Here is a 23,895-nt window from a genome sequence, read left to right on the forward strand (position 1 = left end):
CAGGGCGGGCGACGAAGGGGAAGCGAAGCGATGTACGGGTGGATCTGGCGGCACCTGCCGGGCAACACCGCGGTGCGCGCGCTGATCTCGCTGGTGCTGGTGACAGGCGTGATCTACCTGCTGTTCGAGTACGTCTTCCCGTGGGCCGAGCCGATCATGCCGTTCAACAACGGGGGGGCCGTCGAATGAGCACCCGGGTGCTGGTCGTCGACAACTACGACAGCTTCGTCTACAACCTCGTGCAGTACCTGTACCAACTCGGCGCCGAGTGCGAGGTGCTGCGCAACGACGCGGTCACCACCGCGGACGTCGCGGCCGGCGACTTCGCCGGGGTGCTGCTCTCCCCGGGCCCCGGCACCCCCGAGGACGCCGGCGTCTGCGTGGAGATGGTCCGACACTGCGCGGCCACCAGGACCCCCGTCTTCGGTGTCTGCCTCGGCATGCAGGCCATGGCCGTCGCCTACGGCGGCGTCGTCGGCCGGGCCCCCGAGCTGCTGCACGGCAAGACCTCACCGGTGCGCCACGCGGGCGCCGGCGTCTTCGCCGGCCTCCCCTCGCCGCTGACCGTCACCCGCTACCACTCGCTGGCCGTCGAGGAGCCCACCGTGCCCGCCGGGTTCGAGGTCACCGCGACCACCGAGAGCGGCGTCGTGATGGGCCTGCGCCACCGCGAAGTGCCGGTCGAGGGCGTCCAGTTCCACCCGGAGTCGGTCCTCACCGAGGGCGGCCACCGCATGCTCGCCAACTGGCTCACGGTCTGCGGCGACGCCGGCGCCGTCGAGCGGTCGCACGGTCTCGCGCCCGTCGTGGGATCCGTCGCGTGACCCACCCGGGCTGGGGCCCGGAGCATCCGGAGGACCCGGAGACGATGGGCCTGCGCCGGCCCGCGAACCTGACCCCGCCGGCGCCTGAGGGCCGCGCGGCCCGCCGCAGGGCGGCAGCGGCCGCCCAGGCCGGCCAGTCCGGCCAAGTGCCCCCGCCGGCGCCCGGCGGGCGCGCCGCCCGCCGCAAGGCCGCGCGGGCCGGCTCGACACGGCGCAGGGCCGGCGGTGCCGCCGCTCCACCGCCCACCCCCGCCGAGGCCGAGGCCGAGGTGGCGGGGGGCCGCGCGGCCCGCCGCAAGGCGGCCAAGGCCGCGGCCAAGGCGGCCAAGCAGACCGGCACCGCCATCAGCAACGTCATCGGCGAGCTCTTCATCACCACCGGTGCCCTGCTGCTGCTCTTCGTCGCCTACCAGCTGTGGTGGACCAACGTGGAGGCCCGCGCGCACGCCGACGGCCAGCGCGAGGAACTGCAACGCCAGTGGGATGACGGCGAGAACGAGGAGGCCGACCCCCGCGAGCCCGGCGCCTTCTCCCCGGGCGACGGCTTCGCGATCCTCTACCTGCCCACGCTGGACGTGGTGGTGCCGATCGCCGAGGGCGTCGCCGAGGACACCGTCCTCAACAACGGCATGGTCGGCCACTACACGGCGGAGGACGGCCTCCCCACGGCGATGCCGTGGGACGAGGAGGGCAACGTGGGCCTCGCGGGACACCGCAACACCCACGGCGAACCCTTCCGCTACATCAACCGTCTCGAGCCGGGCGACCCGATCGTCATCGAGACGCAGGACGCGTACTTCACCTACGAGATGGCCAGCCGCCTGGACTCCACGTCCCCCTCCAACACGGCCGTGCTCGACCCCGTCCCCGACCAGGGCGGCTTCACCGAACCGGGCCGCTACATCACGCTGACCACCTGTACCCCGGAGTTCACCTCCACCTACCGAATGATCGTCTGGGGAGAGATGACGGAAGAACGCCCCCGCTCGGACGGGAAACCCGATGCCCTCGTCAACTGACCCGCGGCCCGGCCGGCCGCCCACCGAAGCCGCCGACACGGCGGCCGCAGGCCACGACGACGGGCCGAACGCCGACACGGCGGATACCCACAGCGGTGACGCGGCAGACGCCAACCACGCCGACACGGCCGCCGAAGCCGGCTCCGCACCGGCGGACGCCGAAGGCCGCGGGGCGGCCGACGAGGCCGACGGCCGACCGGCCCCCGAAGACGAGACCACACCGGCGAAGCCGGCCGCCGATACGGCGGAAACCCGCAGCGAGAGCGCAGCGGACGCCAGCCGCGATGACACAGGCCGCCCGCCCGCCGACCCCGCGTCGAGATTGGCGAACCCCGCCGCCGAAGCGGGCACCGCGCCGGCGGAGACCCGCGCGGCTGCCAGCAAGGACGCCGGCCCGGCCGGCGACCGTGACGACAGCGGCCAACCGGCCCACGAAGACGAACCGGTATCGGTGAAGCCGGCCGCCGGCACGGCCGGCGAAGCCGGCGGTCGGACGGCCTCCGACGCCACGTCGAGCCCCGCGGACGCCGCCGGCGAAGCCGGCACCGCGCCGGAGGACGCCGAAGGCGACGGCACGGCGGCCGCCGTGCCGAGCCAGCGTGACGCCGGCGAGGCCGAGCCGGAGCCGGCCGGCGAGGCCGCCCGCCCCGCCGCCGGCACGGCCGGCGTGTCGCGTCGTCGGCGGCGGCTCGCCGTCGTCGTCGGGGTGGTCGGGGAGTTGCTCATCACCGCCGGCCTCGTGCTGGCGCTGTTCGTCGTGTACTCGCTCTGGTGGACCAACGTCGTCGCCAACCAGGAGGCCAACCGCGACAGCGACGCCGTCCGGGACCAGTGGGCGGCCGTCGAGGAGGGGAGCGGGGAGGGCCAGGGTGACGACCGGCCGCCCGTGTTCGACCCGGAGGACGGCATCGGCTTCCTTCACGTCCCCGCCATGACCGACGACGTGATCCTCGTCAAGGAGGGCGTCGGCCTGGACGTCCTCAACGGCGGCGTCGCCGGCTACTACGACAACCCCGTCGAGTCGGCCATGCCGTGGGACGAGGAGGGCAACTTCTCCCTCGCCGCCCACCGGGACGGCCACGGCGCCAAGTTCCACGGGATCCACCGGATCGAGGAGGGCGACCCGATCGTCTTCGAGAGCAGCAACACCTGGTACGTCTACCGGGCGTTCGCCATCCTCCCCGAGACCTCGAAGTTCAACACCGCGGTGCTCGACGCCGTACCCGAGGAGTCCGGGGCCACCGAGGCGGGCCGCTACATCACGCTCACCACCTGCACCCCGGTCTTCACCTCACGGCACCGGTACGTCGTCTGGGGCGAGCTGGAGCGCACCGAACGCGTCGACGCCGACCGCACCCCGCCGGAAGAGCTGCGGGCCGCCGACTGACGTCGACGGCCCGCGTACGGCCAACTCCCGTGGAGCCTAGGAGAGTCGAACTCCTGACATCCGCCATGCAAAGACGGCGCTCTACCAACTGAGCTAAGGCCCCTTGGCCGGTCCCGACAACACGGCAGGCGGCCGGAAGCTAGATTACCCAATCTTCCCGCCGGATACCGACCGGGTATCGCCCCGGATGTGCATCCCTCCGTAGGATGACGCGCAACTTCGCTCAGGTGAAGCGATCAGGGGAGAACAGGGGAGACACGATGGACGCGACTCAACAAGAGTCCACGGAAAGGGCCAGAGAACAGCAGACGACATGGTACGGGGAGCCACTGGGGGCGCTCTTCCGCCGGCTGATCACCGATCTCGGACTCAACCAGGCCCGGCTCGCCGTGGTTCTCGGGCTCTCGGCGCCCATGCTGTCCCAGCTGATGAGCGGGCAGCGCGCCAAGATCGGCAACCCGGCCGTCGTCCAACGGGTGCGCTCCCTGCAGGATCTGGCGGCCGAGGTGCGCGCCGGGCGGGTCAGCGCGGCCGAGGCCACCTCCGCGATGGAGGAGATTCGCAGAACCGCGGGGGGCAACGTGCTGAGCCCCAGTTCCGCCGCGACCCGCTCCGGTTCCATCGGTGTCCCGGCCAATCCCACCAAGCGCGTGGTCCGCGAGATCCAGGCCCTGCTGCGCTCCGTCTCGGACGCGACGGAGATCCAGAGCGCCTCCCGGCTGCTCGCCGACACCCACCCGGAACTGGCCGAATTCCTGCGGGTCTACGGCGTCGCCCGCACCCGCGAGGCCGTCGAGCACTACGAGAGCCACCAGGGCTGAGCGCCGGCTCACCGGGGCATGCGGCAGCTGGGGCGCTCCGCACCGCCCTGATCACGCTCGATCACAGTGAGTGTTCACGATCGCGACGAAACGCCTCCGGGCCCCGTGCCGCGTGGTGCGGCCTGGGACCCGGAGGCGTTCGTCGTGTGACGCGCGAAAGCGACGTGTAAGAGGGGGTCAGGCACCCGTGGAGCCGGTCGGCACGGAGTCGGTGGCCTCCGTCCACAGGTCCTGCTCGGCCTTGTCCGCCTGGATCTGACGGTAGACAAGAAGGCCGCCGATGGCGGCCAGGGCGACCAGGAGGAGCTTCTTCACCGCGCTACCTCGTCCTTCTTCAAACGTGATCGGACCATCTGGCGCCCGATGATACCCAATCGTGTCCTGGCACCGAGGCCGGATGTCAGCCGTGGATGTGAAACGGCCCCGGTCACGCCTGACCGGGGCCGTTTTGGCTGGTGGGGCTAACAGGACTTGAACCTGTGGCCTCATCCTTATCAGGGATGCGCTCTAACCATCTGAGCTATAGCCCCCTGCGCGGAACTCCCCCGCGCAGAAGAGAGGCTAGCGCATGTGAGGCCCGTGCCCAAAATCGATTGGCCCGCCGCTATTCGTCCTCCGCCAGCGTGACTTCCACACCGCCCACGAAACCCGCGGACAGGTTGTAGAGGAAGGCGCCGAGCGTGGCCAGCGCGGTGGCCAGCACCACGTCGATCAGGGCGATGATCCCGGTGAACAGCATCACCCTGGACAGCGAGAGGTACGCCACCAGGTCGAAGCCGCTCTCGCCCTCGGCCGCCGTGGCCTCGGTGATCGTCTCGCCGATGGTGGAGAAGACCCCCATCGAGTCCATCACCATCCACAGCATGGACACGGCGATCACCGTGCAGATGCCCAGGGCGATGGAGAGCAGGAAGCTGACCTTCATCACCGACCAGGGATCCGCCTTGGCGACCCGCAGCCGGGCCTTGCGGATCCTCGGCACCGTGCGGGCCCCGGTACGCGGCACGCGGACGCCCTGCGTGCCCTGGGGGCCCTGAGCGCCCTGTGCCGGCGGCTGCTGGCCCGCCGTGGGAGCGGCCCCGGGCGGCGCTGGGTACGCCTGCGGGGGGCGGTACTGCTGGGAGTCCTGCGCGGCGGGGTAGCCCTGGCCCTGCGCGTAGGAGTCCGCGGGTCGTGCGCTTGTCATGTGAGCCCCCCACGGGTCACCTGCTGGGATTCACCCCGGGGACGGGCGTCCCCGGTTCTGGCGCCGGCCGAGCCGCCGTCGGGGGAACCCGCGGACCGACTCACGCCTGCTCCTCATTGTCCGCGGCGGCCGCCTGCTCCGCGACTCCGCTTCCGTCACCTTCTGCCTCGACCTCGCCGTCCGCGTCGACCTCCTCGGCCTCGCGCCCGGCCTCGGCGTTGCGGGCGATGCCGACGACGGCGTCCCGCTTGCCGAGGTTGATCAGCTGGACGCCCATGGTGTCACGACCGGTCTCCCGCACCTCGTTCACCCGGGTACGGATCACGCCACCGCCGAGGGTGATGGCCAGGATCTCGTCCGTGGCCTCCACCACCAGGGCGCCGACCAGCGAGCCACGGTCCTCCACGATCTTGGCGGCCTTGATGCCGAGTCCGCCGCGGCCCTGCACCCGGTACTCGTCGACCGGGGTGCGCTTGGCGTAGCCGCCGTCGGTGGCGGTGAAGACGAAGGTACCGGCCCGCACCACGTTCATCGACAGCAGCTCGTCGCCCTCGCGGAAGCTCATGCCCTTCACGCCCGAGGTGGCCCGGCCCATCGGGCGCAGCGACTCGTCGGTGGCGGTGAAGCGGATGGACTGCGCCTTCTTGCTGATCAGCAGCAGGTCGTCGTCGGCCGAGACCAGCTCCGCGCCGATCAGCTCGTCGTCGCGGCCGTCCTCCATCTCCCGCAGGTTGATCGCGATGACGCCGCCGGAGCGCGGCGAGTCGTAGTCCTTGAGCGGGGTCTTCTTCACCAGCCCTGACTTGGTGGCCAGCACCAGGTAGGGCGCGGCCTCGTAGTCCCGGATGGCCAGGATCTCCGCGATCCGCTCGTCCGGCTGGAAGGCCAGCAGGTTGGCCACGTGCTGCCCGCGCGCCTCCCGGCCCGCGTCCGGCAGCTCGTACGCCTTGGCCCGGTAGACCCGGCCCTTGTTGGTGAAGAACAGCAGCCAGTGGTGGGTGGTGGAGACGAAGAAGTGGTCGACGATGTCGTCCTCCCGCAGCTTCGTCCCGCGCACCCCCTTGCCACCGCGCTTCTGTGCCCGGTAGTCGTCGGTCTTGGTGCGCTTGACGTAGCCGCCGCGGGTGATCGTGACGACGATGTCCTCCTCGGCGATCAGGTCCTCGATGGACATGTCGCCCTCGAAGGGGATCAGCGCGGTGCGCCGGTCGTCGCCGAACTTGTCGACGATCGCCGCCAGCTCCTCGGAGATGATGGCGCGCTGCCGCTCGGGGGAGGCCAGGATCGCGTTGTACTCGGTGATCTTCGCCTGCAGCTCGTCGTGCTCGGCGATGATCTTCTGCCGCTCCAGGGCCGCGAGCCGCCGCAGCTGCATCTCCAGGATCGCGTTCGCCTGGATCTCGTCGATGGACAGCAGCCCCATCAGGCCCGTGCGCGCCACCTCGACCGTGTCGCTGCGCCGGATCAGCGCGATGACCTCGTCGATCGCGTCCAGCGCGGCGAGCAGGCCGCGCAGGATGTGGGCGCGTTCCTCGGCCTTGCGCAGCCGGTAGCGGGTGCGGCGCACGATGACGTCGACCTGGTGCGACACCCAGTTGCGGATGAACGCGTCGAGCGAGAGGGTGCGCGGCACGCCGTCGACCAGGGCCAGCATGTTGGCGCCGAAGTTGGTCTGCAGGTCGGTGTGCTTGTACAGGTTGTTGAGGACGACCTTGGCGACCGCGTCCCGCTTGAGGACGATCACCAGACGCTGGCCGGTCCGCGAGGAGGTCTCGTCGCGGACGTCGGCGACGCCGCTGATCCGGCCGTCCTTCACGAGCTCGGCGATCTTCTGCGCGAGGTTGTCCGGGTTGACCTGGTACGGCAGCTCGGTGACCACCAGGCACTGCCGGCCCTGGATCTCCTCGACCTCGACGACCGCCCGCATGGTGATCGAGCCGCGGCCCGTGCGGTACGCCTCCTCGATGCCGCGGCGGCCCACGATGAGCGCGCCGGTCGGGAAGTCGGGGCCCTTGATCCGCTCGATCAGCGCGTCGAGCAGCTCCTCGGGGGCGGCGTCCGGGTGCTCCAGGTACCACTGGGCGCCGGCCGCGACCTCGCGCAGGTTGTGCGGCGGGATGTTGGTGGCCATGCCGACCGCGATGCCGGCCGAGCCGTTGATCAGCAGGTTGGGGAACCGGGCCGGCAGGACCGTCGGCTCCTGGTTGCGGCCGTCGTAGTTGTCCTGGAAGTCGACGGTCTCCTCGTCGATGTCCCGGAGCATCTCCATGGCCAGCGGCGCCATCCGGCACTCGGTGTACCGCATGGCGGCCGCCGGGTCGTTGCCGGGGGAGCCGAAGTTGCCGTTGGAGTCCACCAGCGGCATGCGCATCGTCCACGGCTGCGCGAGACGCACCAGCGCGTCGTAGATCGAGGTGTCGCCGTGCGGGTGGTAGGTACCCATGACGTCGCCGACGACGCGGGCGCACTTGTAGTAGCCACGCTCGGGCCGGTAACCGCCGTCGTACATCGCGTACAGCACGCGGCGGTGCACCGGCTTGAGGCCGTCCCGCACGTCGGGCAGCGCGCGGGAGACGATCACGCTCATCGCGTAGTCGAGGTACGAGCGCTGCATCTCGGTCTCGAGCGTGACCGGCTGGATGCGCAGGGCGCCGCTGGAGTTGGTCTCGGGGGCGCCGGCGGGCGGGGTGGGCGGAGTGGGAGCCGTGTCGTCGGACATCGGTGTGGTCCGGTTCCTTTCGGGCTGCTGCGGTGGGGGAGGTGCTGGACCGGGGACCGTCAGATGTCCAGGAACCTGACGTCCTTGGCGTTGCGCTGGATGAACGAGCGCCTGGCCTCCACGTCCTCGCCCATCAGGATCGAGAACAGGTCGTCGGCGGCGGCCGCGTCGTCCAGCGTCACCTGGCGCAGCACGCGGTGCGCCTGGTCCATGGTGGTCACCCGCAGCTCCTCGGCGTTCATCTCGCCCAGACCCTTGAAGCGCTGGATGGAGTCCTCGCGGATGCGCTTGCCGCGCTCCCGGCCGAGCTGGATCAGGCTGTCGCGCTCGCGGTCGGAGTAGGCGTACTCGAACTCGTCCCGGCCCCACTTGATCTTGTAGAGCGGGGGCTGGGAGAGGAAGACGTGACCGGCCTCGACGAGCGGGCGCATGAAGCGGAACAGCAGCGTCAGCAGCAGGGTGTTGATGTGCTGGCCGTCGACGTCGGCGTCGGCCATGAGGATGATCTTGTGGTAGCGGAGCTTCGAGATGTCGAAGTCCTCGTGGATGCCGGTGCCGAAGGCCGAGATCAACGCCTGGACCTCGGTGTTCTGCAGGACCCGGTCGATCCTGGCCTTCTCCACGTTGAGGATCTTTCCGCGGATCGGCAGGATCGCCTGGTACTGCGGGTCACGGCCGGCCTTGGCGCTGCCGCCGGCCGAGTCGCCCTCGACGATGAAGATCTCGCACTTGGCCGCGTCGTTGGACTGGCAGTCGCTGAGCTTGCCGGGCAGCGAGGCCGTCTCCAGCAGGCCCTTGCGGCGGGTGAGGTCGCGGGCCTTGCGGGCGGCGAGGCGGGCGGTGGCCGCCTGGATCGCCTTGCGGATGATGTCCGCCGCCTCGTTCGGGTTGCGGTCGAGCCAGTCGGCGAAGTGCTCGTAGACGACCCGCTGCACGAAGGTCTTCGCCTCGGTGTTGCCCAGCTTCGTCTTGGTCTGGCCCTCGAACTGCGGCTCGCTGAGCTTGACCGAGATGATCGCGGTCAGTCCCTCGCGGATGTCCTCGCCCGCGAGGTTCTCGTCCTTCTCGCGGAGCAGCTTCTTCTCCCGGGCGTACTTGTTGACCAGCGCGGTCAGCGCCGCCCTGAAGCCCTCCTCGTGGGTGCCGCCCTCGTGGGTGTGGATGATGTTGGCGAAGCTGTAGACGCCCTCGCTGTACTGGGCGTTCCACTGCATCGCGAGCTCCACCGACATCTTGCGCTCGGTGTCCTCGGCGCTGATCTCGATCACCGACGGGTGCACCGGCTCGCCCTTGCGGGAGTTGAGGTGGCGCACGAAGTCGGAGATGCCGCCCTCGTAGTGGTAGGTGACCGAGCGCGGCTTGCCCTCCTCCTCCACGGCCGTGGAGTCGGCGCCGGCGGTCTGCACGGCGGCGGCCCGCTCGTCGGTCAGCATGATGGTCAGGCCCTTGTTGAGGAAGGCCATCTCCTGGAAACGCCGGGACAGCGTCTCGAACGAGTACTCCGTGGTCTCGAAGATGCCGCCGTCCGCCCAGAACGTGACGGTGGTGCCGGTCTCCTCGATGGGCTCGTTGCGCTTGAGCGGCGCGGTCGGCACGCCCATCGCGTACTCCTGCGTCCACCGGTGGCCGTCCGTGCGCACCTCGACCGCCAGGCGCGTGGAGAGCGCGTTGACCACCGAGACGCCCACGCCGTGCAGACCACCGGAGACCGCGTAACCGCCGCCGCCGAACTTGCCGCCCGCGTGCAGCACGGTCAGCACGACCTCGACGGCCGGCTTGCCCTCGGAGGGGACCACGCCCACCGGGATGCCACGGCCGTTGTCCACCACGCGCACGCCGCCGTCGGCCAGCAGCGTCACGTCGATGGTGTCGGCGTGGCCGGCCAGGGCCTCGTCCACCGAGTTGTCCACGACCTCGTAGACCAGGTGGTGAAGGCCGCGCTCACCCGTGGACCCGATGTACATGCCGGGCCGCATGCGTACCGCGTCAAGACCCTCCAGCACCGTGATCGCGCTGGCGTCGTAGGACGGAGCCTCCTCCGCGGGCGCGGCGGAAGCAGGAGTGTTCTTGTTGGCATCGCCGGAATCGGCCACGAAGCGCCCTTTCTGGCACAGCACGAGCCAACTCCGACATAGGGAGCGGCTGTGTCGTTCGACATGGTCCGCAACGGGGCGGGTACCTTCCAGTCTACCGGCACGGCCGACCCTCATGGCGGTTTGCCGGCCTCTGAGTCCGCATGTGCCGCCCTGAACTGGCATCCGGTGACCCCGGATATACGGACCGGGCCCCTGATCCGCTCACGAGGCCCCTCAGCGGCTCCGACTGTCAACCTCCGCGAACGTGACCGGCATCACTTTCGCACCGCCAGGCGACGCCCTCGCCAGGGCTATCCATACGTGTCACCAGGCCCCCTGCTCCCCGGGGCGCGCAGCCGCCCCTGGCCCCGCGAAGGCCCGGAAGGACCAAGCACCTTGATCAACGTGACCGCCCCCTGCCCCAGGTCCGCGTTGAGCCGGCGCAGCAACTCCGGCGCGAGCAACCGCAGCTGCGTCGCCCACGCCGTCGCGTCACAGCGCACCGTCAACACCCGGGCCTCCTCGTCATAGCCCTCGGGCACGCAGTGCTTCGCCACCTCGGGCCCCACCAACTCCGGCCAGCGGCCCACCACACCGCCCACCGCGAGCGGCATCTCCCAGCCCCGCTCCTCCGTCAGCCGACGCAACGCCGCACCCAGCGGCAACGGATCACGCCCCCCGGCCCGCGCCCCCGACCGCAGCCCGCCGCCGCGCCGCGCCTGCCGACGCTGCTGCGCCGCCGCGCCCCGCGCCTTCGCCTGCTCCCGCGCGGCCCGCAACGCCACCCGCGCCAGATCCACACCCGACAGCGGCCGCTCCTCCGCGCCCGAACCCTCACCCATGCTCGACCCGCCCCTCGGAGACCGCGAACCGCGCCCCGGCGAGCACCGCGGGCACGTCCTGCTCCACCGCCGCCGTCACCAACACCTGCTCACCCGGCGCCACGAGCTCGGCCAGCCGCTCCCTGCGCCGCGCGTCCAACTCGGCGAAGACATCGTCCAACACCAGGACCGGCTCGGGCCCCTCCTCCTTCAACAGGCCGAACGCGGCGAGCCGCAGCGCGAGCGCCAACGACCAGGACTCGCCATGGCTCGCGTACCCCTTCGCCGGGAACTCCCCCAGCCGCAGCAGCAGATCGTCCCGGTGCGGTCCGACCAGCGTCACGCCGCGCTCGATCTCCTGCGCCCTGACGCCCGCGATCGCGCCGAGCAGCAGGTCGTACAACTCCTCACGGGACGCCGCCGCGAGCTCGGCCGGCTCACCCGCGGGCCCCCGGTACTCGAGACCGACCGGGCCGCCGCCCGGCGCCAGCTCCTCGTACGCCTTGTCCGCCAACGGCCGCAGCGCCGACACCAGCGCCAGCCGCTGACCGAGGAGCTCCGCGCCGGCCCGCGCCAGATGCTGGTCCCACACGTCGAGCGTGGACAGGTCGGCGCCCCGGCCGCCGTGCCGCCTGGCCATCGCGGCGGACTTCAACAGCGAGTTCCGCTGCTTGAGCACCCGCTCGTAGTCGGCGCGCACCCCCGCAAGCCGCGGGGCGCGCGCGGTGACCAGCTCGTCGAGGAACCGGCGCCGCTCGCCCGGGTCCCCCTTCACCAGGTGCAGGTCCTCGGGCGCGAACAGCACGGTGCGGACCACGCCGAGCACGTCGCGCGGGCGGACCTGGGTCGAGCGGTTGAGCCGGGCCCGGTTGGCCCGGCCAGGGTTCAACTCCAGCTCGACCAGCTGCCGCCGCTCCCCCTCGACGACCGCCGCCCTGATCACCGCCCGGTCGGCGCCGGCCCGCACCAGGGGCGCGTCCGACGAGACCCGGTGGCTGCCGAGCGTCGCCAGGTAGCCGACGGCCTCGACCAGGTTGGTCTTCCCCTGGCCGTTGGGCCCGACAAAGGTGGACACCCCACGGTCGAGCTCGACCTCGGCCCGGGCGTAGGAGCGGAAGTCGGCGAGTGACAGATGCGTGACGTGCACGGCGCCGGGCCCCCGATCGCCGTTACTTGTTCTCGACCGCGTGCCCGCCGAACTGGTTGCGCAGCGCGGCGATCATCTTCATCTGCGGGGAGTCGTCCTGCCGGGAGGCGAAGCGCGCGAAGAGCGAGGCCGTGATCGCGGGCAGCGGCACCGCGTTGTCGATCGCCGCCTCCACCGTCCACCGGCCCTCGCCCGAGTCGGCCGCGTAGCCCTTGAGCTGGGCCAGGTGCTCGTCGTCGTCCAGCGCGCGAACGGCCAGGTCGAGCAGCCAGGACCTGATGACCGTGCCCTCCTGCCAGGACCTGAACACCTCGCGCACGTCCGTGACCTCGTCGACGGCCTCGAGCAGCTCCCAGCCCTCGGCGAAGGCCTGCATCATGGCGTACTCGATGCCGTTGTGCACCATCTTGGCGAAGTGGCCGGCACCGACCTTGCCCGCGTGCACGGAGCCGAACTCGCCGGCCGGCTTGAGGGCGTCGAAGATCGGCTGGACCTTCGCGACGTGCTCGGCGTCACCGCCGTACATCAGGGCGTAGCCGTTCTCCAGGCCCCAGACGCCGCCGGAGACCCCGCAGTCCACGAAGCCGATGCCCTTGGCGGCCAGCTGCTCGGCGTGCTTGGCGTCGTCCGTCCACCGGGAGTTCCCGCCGTCCACGACGACATCGCCGGGGGACAGCAGCTCGGCCAGCTCGTCCACCGTGGACTGGGTCGCCGCGCCGGCCGGCACCATCAGCCACACCACCCGGGGCGCGGCGAGCGCGTCCACCAGGTCCTTCAGGCTGTGCACGTCGGCGACGTCCGCCTCGTGCGAGAAACCCACCACGGTGTGACCGGCTCGGCGGATGCGCTCACGCATGTTCCCGCCCATCTTGCCGAGACCGACGAGACCGAGCTCCATCAGGACTCCTTCAGAACGTTGTGCTATCCCCCCGAGCCTACGCTTCACCCGCGAAGCGGGCCGAAGCGCGGCCTGCCCGCGGCGCCAGCCGGCACTGGGCCGCGGCGCCCCGCCCGGCGCGCTACCGCGCGGCCCACCGCCGGCGCCTACCGGCCGTCATCCATGGTGCGCGGCGCCGCGCGCCGCGAAGCAACGGGGCCATGCATTGGCCCCGCACCGCGGCGACAGGCGTTCCGCCGCCCGCGGCGCCGCGAGCGCCTACCGGCTGTCTTCGTGGCACCCGCGCGGCGCCGCCGCGCCCCACGAAGCGGAGAAGGCGCGCTTTGGCGGGCTCGCCACGGCCGCAGGCGCGGCCGGTGCCCTCGCGGCGCGCGCCGATATCCGCCGCCAACCCGGTCCCGCCTCCAGGCGGCGGAAGCCGCCTCGTCGCCGACGGGCCACTTCCGAGAACGGACGAGGCCAGCGCCCGCCCGCCGGCGCCCCCGTCGGCCCGAAGGCCCCACGCAGTGGACCCGCAGTGGACCCGCGGGAGGGCCGTGGGCCAGACGGGCCGCCAGGCCCGTCACGGCCCCGTCGAGCTCAGCCGCTCAGGCGAACCGGCATGATCAGGTACTTGTACGCGTCGTCCGCCTCCGCGTCCGCCGCCGGGCGGCCGCTCAGCAGCGCCGGCTTCGTCGAGGTGGTGAACGAGAGCTGCGCCACCGGGGAGTCGATCGCGCTCAGGCCCTCGAGCAGGAAGCCCGGGTTGAAGGCGATCGAGATGTCGTCGCCCTCCAGCTTCGCGTCCACCCTTTCCACAGCCTGTGCGTCGTCGCTCGAACCCGCCTCCAGCGTCAGCACGCCCTGCTCGAAGCTGAGCCGCACCGGGGTGTTCCGCTCGGCGACCAGCGCCACGCGCTTGACCGCCTCGACGAAGGGCGCCGTCTCGATCACGGCCACCGAGTTGAACTCGGTCGGGAAGAGCGTCCGGTACTTCGGCAGGTCGCCCTCGAGCAGCCGCGTCGTGGTGCGCCGACCCGCGCCCTCGAAGCCGATCAGCCCCTCGCCGGAACCGGAGCCCGCGAGCGCCAGCGAGACGGTCTCGCCGCCGCTGAGCGACTTCGCCGTGTCGAGCAGCGTCTTCGCCGGCACCAGGGCCACCGCCGAGACGTCGGCGACCTCGGGCTTCCACAGGAACTCCCGAACCGCGAACCGGTACCGGTCGGTGGAGGCCAGGGTGACCGTGTCGCCCTCGATCTCGATCCGCACACCCGTGAGCACCGGCAGCGTGTCGTCGCGGCCGGCGGCGATGGCCACCTGGGAGACGGCGGAGGCGAACACCTCGGCCGGGACCGTGCCGGTGGCCACCGGCATCTGGGGCAGCGCCGGGTACTCCTCGACGGGCAGCGTGTGGAGGGTGAAGCGGGAGGAGCCGCAGACCACGCTCACCCGGACGCCGTCCGAGGAGATCTCCACCGGACGGTTCGGCAGGGCGCGGCAGATGTCGGCGAGCAGCCGGCCGGAGACCAGGACGGTGCCCTCGTCCTCCACGTCGACGTCGACCGAGACCCGCGCCGAGACCTCGTAGTCGAAACCGGAGAGGCTCAGCGCGCCCTCCTCGGCCTTCAGCAGCAGGCCCGCGAGCACCGGGACCGGCGGCCGGGCCGGCAGGCTACGGGCGGCCCAGGCCACCGCCTCGGCGAGCACGTCGCGTTCCACCCGGATCTTCACTTCAGCCGCCTCCCGCTGTCTTCAGGCCGTGCGCCCCTGCCGGCTCCCTGTCGGGGCACCAGTCTGGCGCACGCCTCTGACAGTAGGTGCATCCGCGAGTCAAATCGACTCGGGCTGGGTAGACCGGCCCCGGGCCCACTTGTCCACAGCGCCCACTTCGAACCGAGTCTCCCGCTCTATCTGTGTAGTCGTAGTAGTAGGCCCTGTGGATACCGTGGATAACTCCGTTTTCCCAGCTCAGGCGCCGGTTTTTATCCACATCGCCTGTGGGTGGAGCGGTGGATGAAGAGGGGTTTCCTGTGGACGAACCGCGGTCTTCCACACCCCGTCCACAGTGGGAGCCGGGTTTTCCACGGCTCTGTCCCCAGATTCCGCCGAGTTCTCAACAGGCCCCGGTCCACTCCACTGTGAGCTGATTCACTCTTGCCGGTGAGACCGCGCGTTGCGTTGCCGAACAGTGGACAAAGCTGTGGATTGCCTGTGCACAACCACCCCTTCGCTGTGGATCACCGAGCCGGGGCGGTGGACAACGCGATCGGCGCGATGGGCGCCCAGTGTCTCGTCCACAGTCTGTGGACGAGGGTTTCCCACATTTCCACACCCTGCTGACCTGCGAACTCGTCTCCTCCCCAGCCGGCCTGTGGACGGCGGTCTGGACAACTCGCCGCACACACAGGGTGTGGACGACCGTAGCGCGCCAAAGCTGTGGACAACTGCCCTTCCCCGGGCGGAAATCGAACGGCGCCCCCGAGGTGACCTCGGGGGCGCCGTGACGTGGAGGGCCGGCGGTGCCGGTTCAGCCGCCGTTCTTGATGCGGTTGGTGAGCTCGGTGACCTGGTTGAAGATGGGCCGGCGCTCGGCCATCAGCGACCTGATCTTCCGGTCGGCGTGCATGACCGTCGTGTGGTCGCGCCCGCCGAAGTACTGCCCGATCTTGGGCAGCGAGAGGTCGGTGAGCTCCCGGCACAGGTACATGGCGATCTGCCGGGCGGTGACCAGGATCCGGCTGCGTGAGGAGCCGATCAGGTCCTCGACCGTGAGCCCGAAGTACTCCGCCACCGCTGAGACGATGGCGTCGATGGTGATCTCCGGCGTCGCGTGCTCGCCGCCGGGGATCAGGTCCTTGAGGACGATCTCGGTGAGCCCCAGGTCCACCGGCTGCCGGTTGAGGCTGGCGAAGGCCGTGACCCGGATCAGCGCGCCCTCCAGCTCGCGGATGTTGCGCGAGATCCGGGACGCGATGAACTCCAGCACCTCGGGCGGGGCGTTGAGCTGCTCCTGCACGGCCTTCTTGCGGAGGATCGCGATGCGCGTCTCGAGCTCGGGTGGCTGGACGTCGGTGATCAGGCCCCATTCGAAGCGGTTGCGGAGCCGGTCCTCCAGGGTGATCAGCTGCTTGGGCGGCCGGTCGGAGGAGAGCACGATCTGCTTGTTGGCGTTGTGCAGGGTGTTGAAGGTGTGGAAGAACTCCTCCTGGGTGGACTCCTTGCTGGCGAGGAACTGGATGTCGTCGACCAGCAGGATGTCCATGTCCCGGTAGCGCTTGCGGAACGCGTCCGCCTTGCCGTCCCGGATGGAGTTGATGAACTCGTTGGTGAACTCCTCCGAGCTCACGTACCGCACCCGGGTGCCGGGGTAGAGGCTCCGCGCGTAGTGGCCGATGGCGTGCAGCAGGTGCGTCTTACCGAGGCCCGACTCGCCGTAGATGAAGAGCGGGTTGTACGCCTTGGCCGGCGCCTCGGCGACGGCCACCGCGGCCGCGTGCGCGAACCGGTTGGAGGCGCCGATGACGAAGGTGTCGAAGAGGTACTTGGGGTTCAGCCGCGCGGTCGGCTCGGGGGCACCGCCGCTCGACGCCGCGGGCGCCGGCGGCCGGCCGACGGGGACGGGCGGGCGCTCGGGCTCCGGTGCCTCGAACGTCTCCTGCCGGGCATAGGGGTATCCGGAGTGCCCCGCGTGCCCGGGGTGCGGCTGCCGCCAGCCCGCCGACTGGTCGGTGGGGCGCGGGGCGCGCGGGTGGTCGGGGTAGGCGGGCCTGGCGGAGGGCCGCTCGTGGCCGGGGTACCCCTCGCCGCCCTGGTAGGGATCGTGGGCCCGCGGCGGCGGAAGCTGCTCGACGGGCTCGGCGCGCGGCTGCGGCACGGGGGAGGGCGGCGGCGCGGTGACGGTGATGGCCAGCCGGATCGGCTGCCCGCACTCGCGGCTGAGCACGTCCCCGATCAGCGGGGCCAGCCGACCTTCGAGCACGCTCTTCGCGTACTCGTTGGGCACGCCGAGCAGGGCGGTGCCCGAGACCAGGGCGAGCGGCTGGCAGTCCTGCAGCCAGCGGTGGTCCTTGGGCTCGAGACGCTGGTCGTCCGAGAGCATCGCGGTGAGCGCGCGAGGCCAGACCGCGGCAAGATCAGCGGGAAGGTCAGCCACGAGGCACGCTCTCTCACTCGCAGGGGTGGCGCTGGCGTTGATCGGCGCCCGTGGGTGTGCTGTGACTCCGGGGGGCGATTGGGCGGGTGCGTTCGGGAAAGAATCCCGAGTTAAGCCACGGTAGTCAGCGCGGCGCGCGCACATCAAGTCGTTGTCCACAGGGTGTGTACGAGGATGCGCCGTCCGGGTTTGACCTGTGGGACGCCTCGCGCGTACCGTTGCCAGGTCGAGTCGTCGACGGCTGCTGCCGCCTGCCTCCGATGGCCGCTCCTCTGAGGTGAGCCTCACCGATGCGCTGCGATGGCGGCTGACTCGGGCGATGCGAGCTCCTCGCGGGCGCACGGTGACAGCTGTCGGCGGACCACCTCCCGTTTCGGCCGCCGTGCCGAACACCGAAGATCTTCTGGAGCCCCCGAGTGAGCAAGCGCACTTTCCAGCCGAACAACCGGCGCCGGGCCAAGACCCACGGCTTCCGGCTGCGGATGCGGACGCGTGCCGGCCGCGCCATCATCGCCAGCCGCCGTAACAAGGGCCGCGCTCGTCTGTCGGCCTGAGCTGACTGACCACAGGTCCATGCGGTGCTGCCCTCCGAGAACCGGCTGAGGCGGCGCGAGGACTTCGCGACCGCGGTGCGCCGGGGGCGCCGGGCCGGGCGCCCGCACCTCGTCGTCCATCTGAGCGGCGGTAAGGACCCGCACCCGGCGGCAGAGACCCCTCTGCCGCCGCGTGCGGGTTTCGTCGTGAGCAAGGCCGTGGGGAACGCCGTGGCCCGGAACCGTGTGAAGCGCCGGCTGCGGCACCTGGTCCGGGATCGGCTGTCCGGGTTGCCCCCCGGTAGCCTGGTTGTCGTGCGGGCCCTGCCTGGTGCGGACGGTGCGACCTACGATCAGCTGGCCCGGGACCTCGATGCCGCACTGGAGCGGCTGCTGGGAGGGGTACGGACGTGAAGTACCCGCTGCTGCTGCTGATCAAGCTGTACCAGTGGACCATCAGCCCGCTACTCGGCCCCGTATGCCGTTACTATCCGTCATGCTCCCACTACGGGTATGGCGCCATCGACCGGCACGGCGCGATCAAGGGGACGGCACTGACCGTCTGGCGCATCCTGCGCTGCAACCCCTGGTCGCCCGGTGGAGTCGATCACGTTCCTCCTCGGAAGCGTCCGGTGTGGCACCGGCGGCTGCGTGACCGGCTGCGGCACGACAGGACGCTTTCCCACGCCTCGCCCGGGGGTGCCCCCCATCATGCCCAAGGAGCCTGACCCGTGGACACGATCAATACGATCCTCAGTCCCCTCTATATCGCGGTGTCCTGGATCATCGTCCAGTTCCACCGGCTGTACAGCCTGGTGTTCGACGAGGACAGCGGTTGGGCCTGGGGTCTGTCGATCGTCTCTCTGGTGATCGTGATCCGGATCGCCCTGATCCCGCTGTTCGTCAAGCAGATCAAGTCGACCCGGAACATGCAGGCGCTCCAGCCACAGATGAAGAAGATCCAGGAGCGCTACAAGAACGACCGGCAGCGTCAGTCCGAAGAGATGATGAAGCTGTACCGGGAGACGGGCACCAACCCCCTGGCCAGCTGCCTGCCGATCCTCGCGCAGTCGCCGTTCTTCATCGCGCTCTTCCAGACCCTGAGCCACATCGCCAACAACCAGACCGTCGGTGTGCTCAACGCGGACCAGGTGGACAGCGCCCGTTCCGCCACGATCTTCGGCGCCCCCATCGCGACCCGCTTCATGGACAGTGCCAGCAAGGTCGCCGAGCTCGGCGCCTCCCTGGGCACGGTGCGCACCGTCACGATCATCATGATCATCCTGATGTCGGCGTCGCAGTTCTTCACCCAGCGCCAGCTGATGACGAAGAACGTCAACCTCGACGTCAAGACGCCGTTCATGAACCAGCAGAAGATGCTGATGTACATCTTCCCGCTCATGTTCGCCGTCTTCGGCATCAACTTCCCGGTCGGCGTCCTGATCTACTGGCTCACCACCAACGTCTGGTCCATGGGTCAGCAGATGTACGTGATCGCGCGGAACCCCACCCCCGGCAGCCTTGCCTACAAGGAGCGCCAGGAGCGCCTGCGGAAGAAGGGCAAGCTGGCGGAGGAGCCGGTGCAGACCGACGCGAAGAAGACCACCGAGGCCGCCCGTGCCGCCAGGACCCAGCCCAAGCGGCAGAGCAAGTCGCAGCGTCAGTCGGGTGGCGGCCAGCAGCCGCAGCGTCCCGCGCAGGGCAGCAAGCCAGAGGGGCAGCAGCCCAAGAAGTCCCAGTCGGGCAAGCCAAGCAAGCCGTCCGCGAACAGCAAGAAGTAAGAAGGAGTCCCACCCGTGACGGACACCACCTCCACCGCGTCGGCAGCCCCCCAGGACGCCGATGGCCTCACCCGCCTGGAGCAGGAGGGCGAGATCGCGGCGGACTACCTCGAGGGGCTGCTCGACATCGCGGACCTCGACGGGGACATCGACATGGACGTCGAGGGGGACCGCGCGGCCGTGTCCGTCATCGCCGACGGGCCGTCCCGCGATCTGCAGAAGCTGGTCGGCCGGGACGGCGAGGTGCTGGAGGCACTGCAGGAGCTCACCCGGCTCGCCGTGCTCAGGGAGACCGGCGAGCGCAGCCGGCTGATGCTGGACATCGCCGGGCACCGGGCCCGCAAGCGCGAGAAGCTGACCGCGCTGGCCCAGGAGACGGTGCAGCAGGTGCGGGACAGCGGCGAGGCGGTCAAGCTCAAGCCGATGACGCCCTTCGAGCGCAAGGTGGTGCACGACGCGGTGGCCGCGGCCGGGCTGCGTAGCGAGTCTGAGGGCGAGGAGCCGCAGCGCCGCGTGGTCGTCCTGCCGTGAACCAGGATCTGCCAGCAGGGCCGCCTCCTCCCCCGGAGGCGGCCGGCGCCGTCTTCGGGGACCGGTTGCCGGACGCCGTGCGCTACGCCGAGTTGCTCGCCGAGACGGGGGTCCGGCGGGGGCTGATCGGTCCTCGTGAGGTGCCCCGGATCTGGGAGCGCCATCTCCTCAACTGCGCGGTGCTCTCCGAGGTCGTTCCCACAGGAGTGACCGTCTGCGACGTGGGGTCCGGTGCCGGGCTCCCGGGCATTCCGCTGGCACTGGTCCGGGCGGATCTCCGCATCACCCTGCTCGAGCCGCTGCTGCGACGCACCACCTTCCTCCAGGAGGTGGTGGAGCTGCTGGGCCTCGAGGAGCAGGTGAGCGTCGTGCGCGGCCGGGCCGAGGAGGTACTGAACACCTTCCCCCCGGTGCATGTGGTGACGGCACGGGCGGTGGCCCCGCTCGACCGGCTGGCCGGCTGGGGGGTCCCGCTGCTGCGTCCCTATGGCGAGATGCTCGCGCTCAAGGGCGACACGGCCGAGCAGGAGCTCAAGGGGGCCCGCGCCGCCCTGAGCAAGCTCGGCGTCGTCCGGAGCGAGGTCCTGCATGTCGGCGCCGATGTGGTGGACCCCCCGGCCACGGTGGTGCGGGTGGAGGTCGGTGAGAGCCCGGGCGGTGTGCGGTTCGCCGCCAAGCGGGCGAAGGCCGCCCGGCGGGCCGGCCGAGCCGGCCGGGGACCGCGCTGACCCTTCGCACCGGCCTTCCGTGCCGAGGCGCGCAGCCCCCGCCGCACGGCCAAAGAGCGGAAAATATCCCTGAGGCGGAGTGTCCTACGGCCGGCCCTGGCGGCCGTAGGCATCGTGTTTCACGTGAAACGCCGCTCGCTGCTGCAAGGAATCATCAATCGTGGACGTGCGGCCGCCGAGCCGCGTGACCGCCGAACCCCCCGCCCTTCACCCGCGCGGGGGGCGACGGTATCCACAGAGGGCCAGCTATCCACACGTAATCCCGCCTCGGTGGTTGATACCCCTCGGGACATGGCAGGCTTTGATCTCACGAAGGCTGCGCGTGTCGAGGAGAGTGAACCATTGCGGTCCGACGCCAATATCGCTGGACCGACGGCCGATCCCGTGCCCGGCCCTCGGTCCGAATCGGCGGACGCCCCCGGGGGAGCGGTCGACATCGCCCCCAGTGCGCCGCCTCCCGCAGGAGCCCTGCCTGGCAGGGCGGCCCAGCAGGCGGTCGAGGCCATGTATCGAGCCGGTGGCAGTCTGCCCCGGCCGGAGCAGACGCGGGTCATGGTCGTCGCCAACCAGAAGGGGGGTGTCGGCAAGACCACCACGACGGTGAACCTCGCGGCGTCGCTGGCTCTGCACGGCGCCCGTGTCCTGGTGATCGACCTCGATCCCCAGGGCAATGCCTCCACCGCGCTGGGCATCGACCACCACGCCGAGGTTCCCTCGATCTATGACGTGCTGATCGAGAGCAGGCCGCTCTCCGAGGTGGTTCAGCCGGTGCGCGATGTGGAGGGCCTGTTCTGCGCCCCCGCCACCATCGACCTGGCCGGCGCGGAGATCGAGCTCGTGTCGGTGGTGGCTCGGGAGAGCCGGCTGCAGCGGGCGATCAGCTCCTACGAGCAGCCACTGGACTATGTCTTCATCGACTGCCCGCCGTCGCTGGGCCTGCTGACGGTCAACGCCCTGGTCGCCGGCGCCGAGGTGGTCATCCCCATCCAGTGCGAGTACTACGCGCTGGAGGGACTGGGACAGCTGCTGCGCAACGTCGAGCTGGTGCGGGGCCACCTCAACCCGGAGCTGCACGTCTCGACGATCCTTCTCACGATGTATGACGGACGCACCCGGCTTGCCTCGCAGGTCGCCGAGGAGGTCCGGAGCCACTTTGGCACCGAGGTGCTGCGGACCAACATCCCGCGCTCGGTGCGGATCTCGGAGGCGCCGAGCTATGGGCAGACCGTTCTGACCTATGACCCGGGATCCAGCGGATCGCTCTCCTACCTGGAGGCGGCCCGGGAAATCGCCCTGCGGGGCGTGACGTCTCAGCATGTACTGCCGCAGCAGGAGCAGCGCGGCCCGGTGGAGGGGACACAGTGAGCGAACGACGCAGGGGACTAGGCCGTGGGCTCGGCGCCCTGATTCCGGCGGCCCCCAGGGGCGCCGACGACATCGAGGCGGAGCCTGGCGCCTCGACATCGCCGGGCGCGGTGCCGTCGCTGAATCCAGACCGCGGGCTGGCCGTTCCGACGGCTGGTGCGTTCTCGGCGGGCGAGGGGCAGAACGGCGTTTCACGTGAAACGGCGGACTCCGCGTCGGTGGCCGAGGCGGTGGCGGCCGGGGTCGAGGCGCCACCCCAGGAGGTCGCTGGGGCGCACTTCGCCGAGCTGCCGCTGGAGTTCATCACCCCCAACCCGCGGCAGCCTCGTGAGGTCTTCGACGAGGACGCGCTGACCGAGCTGGTGACCTCCATCAAAGAGGTGGGGCTGCTCCAGCCCGTCGTGGTCCGGCAGTTGGGGCCGGAGCGCTATGAGCTCATCATGGGCGAGCGACGCTGGCGGGCCTGCCGTGAGGCCGGCCTGGAGGCGATTCCGGCGATTGTCCGGGCCACCGAGGATGACAAGATGCTCCTCGACGCCCTGCTGGAGAACCTGCACCGGGCCCAGCTCAATCCGTTGGAAGAGGCTGCTGCCTACGACCAGTTGCTGCGGGACTTCAAGTGCACCCACGATGAGTTGGCCGACCGGATCGGTCGGTCGCGGCCGCAGGTCTCCAACACCCTTCGGCTGCTTCGGCTCTCCCCCCGGGTGCAGCAGCGGGTGGCCGCCGGGGTTCTCTCGGCTGGGCATGCACGGGCGCTGCTGTCGGTGGAGGATGCCGAGGAGCAGGAGCGGTTGGCTCAGCGGATCGTGGCCGAGGGGCTTTCGGTGCGGGCGATCGAGGAGATCGTGATGCTCCAGGGTTCCGCCCTCAAGAAGAACGGTGCCCGTTCTCGGGGGCCGCGCGCCGGCCGGCGGATCTCCCCCGCCCTCGACTCCCTGGCGAATCGGCTCTCGGACCGTTTCGAGACCCGGGTGAAGGTCGACCTGGGGCAGAAGAAGGGGAAGATCGTCGTCGAGTTCGCCTCGATGGAGGACCTGGAGCGCATCCTGACCCAGCTGGCTCCCGGCGAGGGCCCCGTGCTCGACAAGATCCGGGCTGACGCGCCGGAGCAGGAGACAGAGACGGCTGGCTGACCTGGAGTCGGGTCGGACCTTCGATCACCTCTGACGCCCCATGGATACGATGGGCTCCATGGGGCGTCAGCTTGTGCCGCTCACACTGGACAACCTTGCGGATCTGCCGTCCAGCTGCCAGGCATGTGTCTTCTGGGAATTGGACCCGGTGAGCGGCCGCGACGCGGAGCGCACCGGCCGCTCGGAGTCGGAGAAGAAGTCCTGGATCTCGACCGTGTTGGAGGAGTGGGGCTCCTGCGGCCGCCTCGTCTATGTGGATGGGCGACCGGTGGGCTACGTGCTCTACGCCCCGCCGGCCTATGTGCCCAGGGGCAGCGCCTTCCCCACGAGCCCGGTGTCCCCCGATGCCGTCCAACTGATCACGGCCCGGATCGTACCCGGCTCTCAGCATCAGGGACTGGGACGGGTCCTGGTTCAGTCGATGGCCAAGGATCTGTTGGGCCGAGGGATCCGGGCGATCGAGGCCTTCGGGGACGCGCGCTGGGAGCAGCCACGCTGCGTGCTGCCGGCGGAGTATCTGTGGGCGGTGGGTTTCGAGACAGCGCGGCCCCATCCCGCCTTTCCTCGGTTGCGACTTGAGCTCCGGCGCGCGGTCTCCTGGCGTGCCGACATGGAGTTGGCGTTGGACCGGCTGTTGGCCGGCGCCAAGGCAAGGCCGGCTTTCCACCCGTCCTAGCGGGTCTGGGATCCGCGGACATGACGGAGGGGCGGGGGGGGGGGTGAGGGAACAAAAACGCCCGCCACCAACCAAACAAAAAAAGGGCCGAAGAAAGTGAAAAAGTAGAAGAAAAA

General features: G+C 70.5%; 23 protein-coding genes and 2 tRNA genes. 14 read left to right on the plus strand and 11 right to left on the minus strand.

Annotation, left to right across the window (positions count from 1 at the left end; all coding sequences use genetic code 11):
- The first annotated feature begins 30 nt into the window (after window positions 1–30).
- From ACFWI8_RS27815 to ACFWI8_RS27830, 4 genes are all read left to right on the plus strand, one after another.
- Complete coding sequence (locus ACFWI8_RS27815) at window positions 31–189, plus strand: hypothetical protein (protein WP_311596625.1); 159 nt, start codon at window positions 31–33, stop codon at window positions 187–189.
- Complete coding sequence (locus ACFWI8_RS27820; protein WP_387096929.1) at window positions 186–824, plus strand: aminodeoxychorismate/anthranilate synthase component II; 639 nt, start codon at window positions 186–188, stop codon at window positions 822–824. The genes ACFWI8_RS27815 and ACFWI8_RS27820 overlap by 4 nt, the downstream gene beginning before the upstream one ends.
- A complete protein-coding gene (locus tag ACFWI8_RS27825; protein ID WP_387096931.1) occupies window positions 821–1,843 on the plus strand; it encodes a class E sortase in 1,023 nt (340 codons plus the stop codon). Before ACFWI8_RS27820 ends, ACFWI8_RS27825 begins: the two co-directional genes overlap by 4 nt.
- A gap of 586 nt (window positions 1,844–2,429) precedes the next feature.
- On the plus strand, window positions 2,430–3,230 hold the full coding sequence (locus tag ACFWI8_RS27830; RefSeq protein WP_387096997.1) for a class E sortase: 801 nt from the start codon (window positions 2,430–2,432) through the stop codon (window positions 3,228–3,230).
- Between the two features lie 30 nt (window positions 3,231–3,260).
- Here ACFWI8_RS27830 and ACFWI8_RS27835 read toward each other — a convergent pair.
- Window positions 3,261–3,333 (minus strand) — tRNA-Ala (locus ACFWI8_RS27835).
- A 157-nt stretch (window positions 3,334–3,490) separates the two neighbouring features.
- Here ACFWI8_RS27835 and ACFWI8_RS27840 point away from each other — a divergent pair.
- Window positions 3,491–4,051 (plus strand): DNA-binding protein, encoded by a 561-nt coding sequence (locus ACFWI8_RS27840; protein ID WP_311596631.1) that lies wholly within the window; start codon window positions 3,491–3,493, stop codon window positions 4,049–4,051.
- A 177-nt stretch (window positions 4,052–4,228) separates the two neighbouring features.
- On the opposite strand, the gene ACFWI8_RS27845 is transcribed toward ACFWI8_RS27840, so the two are convergent.
- The 10 genes from ACFWI8_RS27845 to dnaA all read right to left on the minus strand — a co-directional run bounded on the left by ACFWI8_RS27845 (window position 4,229) and on the right by dnaA (window position 16,975).
- Complete coding sequence (locus ACFWI8_RS27845; RefSeq protein WP_243741121.1) at window positions 4,229–4,366, minus strand: DLW-39 family protein; 138 nt, start codon at window positions 4,364–4,366, stop codon at window positions 4,229–4,231.
- A gap of 138 nt (window positions 4,367–4,504) precedes the next feature.
- Window positions 4,505–4,581, minus strand: a tRNA-Ile gene (locus ACFWI8_RS27850).
- A 74-nt stretch (window positions 4,582–4,655) separates the two neighbouring features.
- A complete protein-coding gene (locus ACFWI8_RS27855) occupies window positions 4,656–5,237 on the minus strand; it encodes a DUF3566 domain-containing protein (RefSeq protein ID WP_387096936.1) in 582 nt (193 codons plus the stop codon).
- A 100-nt stretch (window positions 5,238–5,337) separates the two neighbouring features.
- Entirely contained in the window at window positions 5,338–7,956 is a 2,619-nt protein-coding gene (gene gyrA / locus ACFWI8_RS27860; protein ID WP_387096938.1) for a DNA gyrase subunit A, read from the minus strand.
- A gap of 59 nt (window positions 7,957–8,015) precedes the next feature.
- The gene (gene gyrB, locus ACFWI8_RS27865) at window positions 8,016–10,073 is read right to left on the minus strand and encodes a DNA topoisomerase (ATP-hydrolyzing) subunit B (protein ID WP_387096941.1); all 2,058 of its coding nucleotides are present in this window, start codon (window positions 10,071–10,073) and stop codon (window positions 8,016–8,018) included.
- Between the two features lie 269 nt (window positions 10,074–10,342).
- On the minus strand, window positions 10,343–10,873 hold the full coding sequence (locus ACFWI8_RS27870) for a DUF721 domain-containing protein (protein ID WP_387096943.1): 531 nt from the start codon (window positions 10,871–10,873) through the stop codon (window positions 10,343–10,345).
- Window positions 10,866–11,999, minus strand: a complete 1,134-nt coding sequence (gene recF, locus ACFWI8_RS27875) for a DNA replication/repair protein RecF (RefSeq protein WP_387096945.1) — start codon at window positions 11,997–11,999, stop codon at window positions 10,866–10,868. Before recF ends, ACFWI8_RS27870 begins: the two co-directional genes overlap by 8 nt.
- A gap of 22 nt (window positions 12,000–12,021) precedes the next feature.
- Window positions 12,022–12,897 (minus strand): phosphogluconate dehydrogenase (NAD(+)-dependent, decarboxylating), encoded by an 876-nt coding sequence (gene gnd, locus ACFWI8_RS27880; RefSeq protein WP_387096948.1) that lies wholly within the window; start codon window positions 12,895–12,897, stop codon window positions 12,022–12,024.
- Between the two features lie 579 nt (window positions 12,898–13,476).
- Complete coding sequence (dnaN, locus tag ACFWI8_RS27885) at window positions 13,477–14,607, minus strand: DNA polymerase III subunit beta (protein WP_311596642.1); 1,131 nt, start codon at window positions 14,605–14,607, stop codon at window positions 13,477–13,479.
- A gap of 796 nt (window positions 14,608–15,403) precedes the next feature.
- Window positions 15,404–16,975: a chromosomal replication initiator protein DnaA gene (gene dnaA / locus ACFWI8_RS27890; RefSeq protein ID WP_387097000.1), complete on the minus strand. Its 1,572-nt coding sequence runs from the start codon at window positions 16,973–16,975 to the stop codon at window positions 15,404–15,406.
- 470 nt (window positions 16,976–17,445) lie between these two features.
- Between dnaA and rpmH the strand changes: the two genes are divergently transcribed.
- The 9 genes from rpmH to ACFWI8_RS27935 all read left to right on the plus strand — a co-directional run bounded on the left by rpmH (window position 17,446) and on the right by ACFWI8_RS27935 (window position 23,779).
- Window positions 17,446–17,583, plus strand: a complete 138-nt coding sequence (gene rpmH / locus ACFWI8_RS27895) for a 50S ribosomal protein L34 (protein WP_311596644.1) — start codon at window positions 17,446–17,448, stop codon at window positions 17,581–17,583.
- A gap of 24 nt (window positions 17,584–17,607) precedes the next feature.
- On the plus strand, window positions 17,608–17,976 hold the full coding sequence (gene rnpA / locus ACFWI8_RS27900; protein ID WP_387096952.1) for a ribonuclease P protein component: 369 nt from the start codon (window positions 17,608–17,610) through the stop codon (window positions 17,974–17,976).
- Window positions 17,973–18,290 (plus strand): membrane protein insertion efficiency factor YidD, encoded by a 318-nt coding sequence (gene yidD / locus ACFWI8_RS27905; RefSeq protein ID WP_311596646.1) that lies wholly within the window; start codon window positions 17,973–17,975, stop codon window positions 18,288–18,290. The genes rnpA and yidD overlap by 4 nt, the downstream gene beginning before the upstream one ends.
- 12 nt (window positions 18,291–18,302) lie before the next feature.
- On the plus strand, window positions 18,303–19,343 hold the full coding sequence (gene yidC / locus ACFWI8_RS27910) for a membrane protein insertase YidC (protein WP_387097003.1): 1,041 nt from the start codon (window positions 18,303–18,305) through the stop codon (window positions 19,341–19,343).
- 15 nt (window positions 19,344–19,358) lie between these two features.
- Window positions 19,359–19,874 carry a protein jag gene (locus ACFWI8_RS27915; protein WP_387096955.1) on the plus strand — a complete coding sequence of 172 codons (516 nt, stop codon included), beginning with the start codon at window positions 19,359–19,361 and terminating at the stop codon, window positions 19,872–19,874.
- Window positions 19,871–20,602: a 16S rRNA (guanine(527)-N(7))-methyltransferase RsmG gene (gene rsmG, locus ACFWI8_RS27920; RefSeq protein WP_387096958.1), complete on the plus strand. Its 732-nt coding sequence runs from the start codon at window positions 19,871–19,873 to the stop codon at window positions 20,600–20,602. Before ACFWI8_RS27915 ends, rsmG begins: the two co-directional genes overlap by 4 nt.
- Before the next feature lie 291 nt (window positions 20,603–20,893).
- Window positions 20,894–21,967, plus strand: coding sequence for a ParA family protein (locus ACFWI8_RS27925; RefSeq protein WP_311596650.1), 1,074 nt, complete (start codon window positions 20,894–20,896; stop codon window positions 21,965–21,967).
- Window positions 21,964–23,103: a ParB/RepB/Spo0J family partition protein gene (locus ACFWI8_RS27930; RefSeq protein ID WP_387096961.1), complete on the plus strand. Its 1,140-nt coding sequence runs from the start codon at window positions 21,964–21,966 to the stop codon at window positions 23,101–23,103. The genes ACFWI8_RS27925 and ACFWI8_RS27930 overlap by 4 nt, the downstream gene beginning before the upstream one ends.
- Before the next feature lie 58 nt (window positions 23,104–23,161).
- Window positions 23,162–23,779, plus strand: a complete 618-nt coding sequence (locus tag ACFWI8_RS27935; RefSeq protein WP_387096963.1) for a GNAT family N-acetyltransferase — start codon at window positions 23,162–23,164, stop codon at window positions 23,777–23,779.
- The last annotated feature ends 116 nt before the right edge of the window (window positions 23,780–23,895 follow it).

The sequence above is a fragment of the Streptomyces sp. NPDC127098 genome, from assembly GCF_042722465.1.
GTDB classification, from domain to species: Bacteria; Actinomycetota; Actinomycetes; order Streptomycetales; family Streptomycetaceae; genus Streptomyces; species Streptomyces millisiae.

Coding starts and splice junctions, on each gene's coding strand:
- ACFWI8_RS27870 (WP_387096943.1), bottom strand. CDS start 10,873: ATGGGTGAGGGTTCGGGCGCGGAGGAGCGGCCGCTGTCGGGTGTGGAT.
- dnaA (WP_387097000.1), bottom strand. CDS start 16,975: ATGCTCTCGGACGACCAGCGTCTCGAGCCCAAGGACCACCGCTGGCTG.
- gyrA (WP_387096938.1), bottom strand. CDS start 7,956: ATGTCCGACGACACGGCTCCCACTCCGCCCACCCCGCCCGCCGGCGCC.
- ACFWI8_RS27925 (WP_311596650.1), top strand. CDS start 20,894: ATGGCAGGCTTTGATCTCACGAAGGCTGCGCGTGTCGAGGAGAGTGAA.
- ACFWI8_RS27840 (WP_311596631.1), top strand. CDS start 3,491: ATGGACGCGACTCAACAAGAGTCCACGGAAAGGGCCAGAGAACAGCAG.
- gnd (WP_387096948.1), bottom strand. CDS start 12,897: ATGGAGCTCGGTCTCGTCGGTCTCGGCAAGATGGGCGGGAACATGCGT.
- ACFWI8_RS27815 (WP_311596625.1), top strand. CDS start 31: ATGTACGGGTGGATCTGGCGGCACCTGCCGGGCAACACCGCGGTGCGC.
- ACFWI8_RS27935 (WP_387096963.1), top strand. CDS start 23,162: ATGGGGCGTCAGCTTGTGCCGCTCACACTGGACAACCTTGCGGATCTG.
- ACFWI8_RS27820 (WP_387096929.1), top strand. CDS start 186: ATGAGCACCCGGGTGCTGGTCGTCGACAACTACGACAGCTTCGTCTAC.
- ACFWI8_RS27855 (WP_387096936.1), bottom strand. CDS start 5,237: ATGACAAGCGCACGACCCGCGGACTCCTACGCGCAGGGCCAGGGCTAC.